This window comes from Streptomyces sp. HSW2009, assembly GCF_040240285.1.
GTDB lineage: Bacteria > Actinomycetota > Actinomycetes > Streptomycetales > Streptomycetaceae > Streptomyces.
The window spans coordinates 1-5,147 of record NZ_JBEHZD010000536.1; the positions used below are offsets into that span (position 1 = coordinate 1).

Annotated in this window: 4 protein-coding genes and 1 pseudogene; 1 reads left to right on the plus strand and 4 read right to left on the minus strand. The window is 76.6% G+C overall.

Annotated features, from left to right (window positions below; genetic code table 11):
• Positions 1 to 52: 52 nt before the first annotated feature.
• Both AAHZ94_RS28060 and AAHZ94_RS28065 read right to left on the minus strand, forming a co-directional pair.
• Positions 53 to 292, minus strand: coding sequence for a hypothetical protein (locus AAHZ94_RS28060; protein ID WP_349996324.1), 240 nt, complete (start codon positions 290 to 292; stop codon positions 53 to 55).
• On the minus strand, positions 273 to 1,322 hold the full coding sequence (locus AAHZ94_RS28065) for an aliphatic amidase (protein WP_349996325.1): 1,050 nt from the start codon (positions 1,320 to 1,322) through the stop codon (positions 273 to 275). Before AAHZ94_RS28065 ends, AAHZ94_RS28060 begins: the two co-directional genes overlap by 20 nt.
• Positions 1,323 to 1,842: 520 nt before the next feature.
• Here AAHZ94_RS28065 and AAHZ94_RS28070 point away from each other — a divergent pair.
• Positions 1,843 to 2,007, plus strand: coding sequence for a hypothetical protein (locus AAHZ94_RS28070; protein ID WP_349996326.1), 165 nt, complete (start codon positions 1,843 to 1,845; stop codon positions 2,005 to 2,007).
• Between the two features lie 111 nt (positions 2,008 to 2,118).
• On the opposite strand, the gene AAHZ94_RS28075 is transcribed toward AAHZ94_RS28070, so the two are convergent.
• Positions 2,119 to 3,396, minus strand: a complete 1,278-nt coding sequence (locus tag AAHZ94_RS28075) for an ArsR/SmtB family transcription factor (RefSeq protein WP_349996328.1) — start codon at positions 3,394 to 3,396, stop codon at positions 2,119 to 2,121.
• Between the two features lie 443 nt (positions 3,397 to 3,839).
• Positions 3,840 to 5,147 (minus strand): annotated as a pseudogene (locus AAHZ94_RS28080) (hypothetical protein); the annotation flags it as partial.

Sequence of the window (5,147 nt, forward strand, 5' to 3'; positions counted from 1 at the left end):
GCCTTCACGTGTATCGCTTTCGTCGCGGCGAGTGGAGCTCCCGTACCAGGCGTTACGGCCTGACGGGTCCTGAAGTGGGGGGGGGGGGGGGGGGGGGGGGGGGGGGGGGGGGGGGGGGGGTTTTGGGGGGGGGGGGGGGGGGGGGGGGGGGGGGGGGGGGGGGGGGGGGGGGGGGGGGGGGGGGGGGGGGGGCCGGGGGGCGGGGGGGGGGGGGGGCGGGGCGGCCCGTACCTGCCCCGTGCCGGCCGCCCGCCCCGTACGCGCCCCGCTCCTCAGCCCGCGCCCGCCCCATCCGCCGGGCCCGCCGGCCCCTCCCCACCACCCGGCGTCCCCGGCACCGCCGCCGTGCTGCGGGTGACCGCCTCGGCGCGTTCGGCGGCCTTCTGCGGATCGGTGACCCACAGTTTGTAGAAGTCGAACGGGCACTCCGCGAGCCCGGCCGGTCCCTCGCCGGCCGCCGCGATGCCCGAGTAGCCCCGGTGCACCAGCTTGAACAGGTGGTTCTGCGACTGGTCGTAGGTGCGCGCGTCGCGGATCGCGGAGACCGAGAGCTGCGCGTACTGGATGCCGTACGGCTCCTCGCCGGTCTCGCCCAGCGTGCGCCCGTCGAACCCGATGATCGCGGAGTGCCCGAAGTACGCGTACACGCCGTCGAACCCGGCCGCGTTGGCCACCGCCACGTAGCAGTTGTTGGCCCATGCCATCGCCTTGGCCATCAGCACCTGCTGTTCCTTGGCCGGATACATGTAGCCCTGGCAGCGCACGATCAACTCGGCGCCCTTCATGGCGCAGTCCCGCCAGATCTCCGGGTAGTTCCCGTCGTCGCAGATGATCAGCGAGACCTTGAGCCCCTTCGGTCCCTCGGTCACATAGGTGGCCTCGCCCGGGTACCACGGCTCGACGGGGCACCAGGGCAGGATCTTCCGGTACTTCTGCACGATCTCGCCGCGGTCGTTGATGAGGACCAGGGTGTTGTACGGCGGCTTGTCCGGGTGTTCCTCGTGCCGCTCACCGGCGAGCGAGAACACGCCCCAGGTGCCCGCCTCGCGACAGGCCGCGGCGAAGACGTCCGTCTCGTCGCCGGGCACGGACGCGGCCGTGTCCAGCATCTCGGCCGGGTCGTACATGATCCCCTGGGTGGAGTACTCGGGGAAGACCACCAGGTCGAGCCCGGGCAGCCCGGTCTTCATGCCCACCACCATCTCGGCGATCCGCCGCGCGTTCGCGAGCACCTCGTCCCGGGTGTGCAGCCGTGGCATCTGGTAGTTGACGACCGCGACGCCGACCGTGTCCGGGCTCGACGCAATGTCACCGTGTCGCATGCGCTCACTCCTCTTCTGCTTCGTCGTCATCCGACTGTTGGGCTCGTGGAGTTGCTTGGCTTACGGGTGCGGGTTGGGGAGTCGCTGGGTTGTGGGGCCCGTCTCGGAGGTCGGGTCGGGTCGGGTCGTGGCTGGGCTGTGGATGGGGGTGGGGGTGGCTGCGGTCCGCCGGGTGCCGGGTACCCCGGGTTCCGGTCGTCCATCGCCCGCGGCCGGCGTGGGGGCGGCTGCGGTACGGGGCGGGGCCGCGCGCGGAGGCGGGGCTTCCAGCGAAGCGCGTACGGGGTCCGTCGGCTACCCCTGCGCGGCGATCGGGCGCAACCAGCCGCACGGGGCGCGCCGCGGGGCCGGGGGAGGAGGCCCGCCGGGAGCCGTCGGGGGAGCCAGTTCCGGCCACGTCCGCGGGGCGCCTCCCCGCGGCGTACCGTCGGCGAAGACGGGCCACGGGCCGGGCCGCGGCCCGCGTACCGAAGAGCGACGACCACGGGCCGCGGGCCGCGGACCGACTGGGGGAGCGAACATGAGCGATGGCGACGGCAGCGGCGGCGACGACGACGGCGGCGCCGGCAACCGTGGTGGCGGCTCGGGCGGCGGCCTCACCCTGGAGGCGCTGGGGCGCGCGCTGCGCTGGGAGACGTTCGCGCTGCTCGGCGCGTTGATCGTGCTGGCCCTGCTCTTCGGCTGACACGGGCCCGGGGCGGCTCGGCCACGGCGGGGGCCGCACCCCGCGAACCGACCGCGGCCCCCCGTCCTCAGACGAACCAGACCTTCCGGCCGCCCCGGCCCTCCCGCTCTGCTACCCCCGCACCCAGCCGCACCGGTCGAGCCGTCCGGCCGTACCGTCCGCGTCCGTGTCGGTGTTCATGGCGGCCGTACGGGTGGCGCGTGCCGGGGACGCCGGGTGGGCGGGATCGGGCGGGGCCACCGCTCGGGTCCGGGCGGCTGTGTGGGGGGCGGCCGGCGGGGCGAGCGGAGTGCCGGGGCCGCCGGCGGTACGGAGGCGGCCCGGGTGACCCGCGTGACCGGGGTGGGGGCGGCCGGCCAGGCCGGGGGCACCGGGTCCGGCCGGGGCGCCGGCCGGTTGCCGTACCCCGTCCGCGGCCGGATCGAGGCCGCCGGTGAGCAGGTCGAGCCCGAGCGGGGTGCACTGGTGCCGCATCGTCTTGCCCTCCCGCCTTGAGGTGATCAGCCGCGCCGCCCGCAGCGCCTTGGCGTGCGCGGACGCGGAGGAGTTGGCAATGGCCAGGGCCGTCGCCACGTCGCCCGTCGTGCGCTCGACGGTGAGCAGCCGCAGCACCGCGGCGCGCGTCGTCCCGAGCAGCCCCGACAGCGCGTCGGCCTCGCCCGGCGCGTCGAGCAGCGGGAGCGGCGTCAGCGCCGGATAGACCAGCGTGGCCGGCGAACCGCCGTGCGGGACGCAGGCGATCGCGTGCGCGGTCCACACCATCGAGGGGAGCAGGACGAGGCCGTGGCCGCCGAGTACGACGTCCACCGAGCGCGGCCCCGGGATCTCCAGCGTCGCGCCGCGCCACCGCGCCCCGCGGGCGATGCCGGCGAGCGTGGCGTGGATGCCGCGCTGGGTGAGCGAACGGCTGCGGCAGGCGTACTCGGCGTCGTAGCCGGCGGCGATGCGCGGCCAGGAGGGTGCGATCAGCGCGTCGTAGGTGGCGCGCATCGACGAGGTCAGGGTGTGCCAGGCGGCGTGGTCCTGCTCGCCCAACTGGCGGGCCCAACTGGTCAGAGGGCGCCCGGTGGTCGACCGCACCATGTCGAGCTGTACGCGGACGTCCGCGGGCCGCGTCGACTGCACCTGGTCGAGCCCGTCCGCCACGCCCCGGCTCGACGGCGCGAGGAAGACGGGCCCGTCGTGGGCGGTCGGCGGGATCAGCGAGAGCAGCGGCCTGGCCCCGCGCGGCAGCGTGCGCCACGCCGTCTGCCGCCACCGGGCGAGCACCAGCGGCAGGTCGGACCGCTGGAGCGAGGCCATCGCCAACCCGAGCTCCACCAAGGGCGCGGGCCCGCGCGCCAGCGTCACCCGTGCCAAGTCATCGGCCGTGAAGTGCAACCGCAACATCCCTGGTCTCCCCTACGTCGGCTCCGCCCACGGCACCCAGCGACGATTGTGCGGCCCGCGCCGCCCCGGAAGAAGGTCCGAACTGGCCGATGCTGATCCGGTAGCGGGGCTGATGGTGCAGGTGAAGAGGGGTGTGACCAGAGTGTGGGATGTGGGGGGTGTGAAGGTGCGCACTCCTGGATGGTGCGGAGCGGTGCGCGCGGGGCGCGGAGAGCGCCCCTGGCGCCCCGCTGCTTTGGGCGGGTGGTTTGGGCGGCTGCTTTGGGTGGGTGGCTTCGGGGTCGGCCGCTGTGGGGCGGCGGCTTCGGGGTTCGGCCGTCGGGTTGGCCGCTCCGGGCTGGCCGCTGTGGGTTGGCCCGTCCCGGTGGGTGGGTTCACCCGTGCCTGCGGGCTGGTTCAGCCATGCCTGCGGGCCGGTTCGCCTGGCCTTCCTCGGCCGGCGGCTACACCCCGCCGGCCGCGCCCACGTACCGCTCGCGGACCTGCCGGTAGCGGGCGAGTTCCGCGAGGGCGGCCTCGACCACGGCTTCTCGGCCGTAGGCCGCGACCTCGGCCCGCAGCAGGAGTTCGGCTTCCTCGCCGTGGTCGCGGGCCGGTTCGCGGGCCGCCCTGGTGCACAACCGGGTCACCGCGGGGCCGGCCGCAACGCCGCAGGTGAACAGCGCGGCCGGGGCCCACCAGGCGCCGCCGGCGACCCCGGCGACGACGGCCACCAGCCAACCCAGACCGAGCAACTGCACCGCCAACAGCGTCCGTTGGGCCAGCCGTGCCGCGGCCCACCAGTGCGGCCTGACGGCCAGCGCCCCGGGCTGGCCGGGAGCGGTGTGCACCGCGCCGTCGGCCACCTCGTCCACGACCGCGTCCAGCGCCTGCGCCAACCCGTCGGCCGCGCCCTGCGCCGCCTCCCGTACCGCCTTCGCCCACGGCCGCGGCAGCCCGTGGGCCGCGTCGTCGGCCAGCGTCCGTACGGCGTGCTCGACCGCCGGCCGCGCCACGGTCACTTCGGCCGGGCGCCCCGCCCGTACGGGGCCGTCGGCGGGCCGCCCCGGGCCGCCGTCCCCGGCCACCGCGCCCGCGCCGGCCCCGCCGTCGGCATCCGCGGCCGTGTGGGTGGCCGTGGGGTGCGGCGCGTACGGCGGGTGGGGCGTGGCCGTGGGGCCGGGCGTGTGCGGAGCGTACGGTGCGAGCGGTGCGCCCGTGGCGTCGTCGGGCGCGTGCGCCGCTCGCTGCCGGCCGTCCGTGGTCCGTGGGGCTACGACGCCGGGTGTGGCTGTTGGTGTTGTCGCCGAAGTCGCCGATGTCGCTGCTGGGGCGGGGACGGCGCCGGTCGGGGAGCCGGGGGCCGACGGCTGTGCGGGGGCCGTGTCCCGGAGCCGTACGGGGTCCGTGTGCCGGGGCTGTACGGGGCCCGCCCCGTTCGGCTCACCCGCCCCGCTGTCGCGCCACGCTAGGTCACCGTCACCATCGCTGTCCCCGACGCCCAGGTGGCCGCCGGTCCCCGAAGCCGCGGCCGTCCGCCAGTCGACCTCCGGGTACGGGCCGGGCCCTGTGGCCTCGAAGGCGGACAGGTCGGCGTCTTCGTAGGCGTCCAGTTCGAGGCCGCCGTACGGGCTCCGGCCGGCGCCCCCGCCGCCCCCCGGTGCGTACCGTGCGCCGCCGCCCGGCAGGTCCCCGGCCGCGCGCGCCGCCGGCGGCCCCGGGGCCGGCGTCGTCGTGGCCGTCACCGTGCCGGTCCTGGCCCCGCCCTGCGG

What these genes read in the sequence shown, in the direction of transcription:
- AAHZ94_RS28060 (WP_349996324.1), bottom strand. Translation starts at nt 292, where the DNA reads ATGGGGCGGGCGCGGGCTGAGGAGCGGGGCGCGTACGGGGCGGGCGGC.
- AAHZ94_RS28070 (WP_349996326.1), top strand. Translation starts at nt 1,843, where the DNA reads ATGAGCGATGGCGACGGCAGCGGCGGCGACGACGACGGCGGCGCCGGC.
- AAHZ94_RS28065 (WP_349996325.1), bottom strand. Translation starts at nt 1,322, where the DNA reads ATGCGACACGGTGACATTGCGTCGAGCCCGGACACGGTCGGCGTCGCG.
- AAHZ94_RS28075 (WP_349996328.1), bottom strand. Translation starts at nt 3,396, where the DNA reads ATGTTGCGGTTGCACTTCACGGCCGATGACTTGGCACGGGTGACGCTG.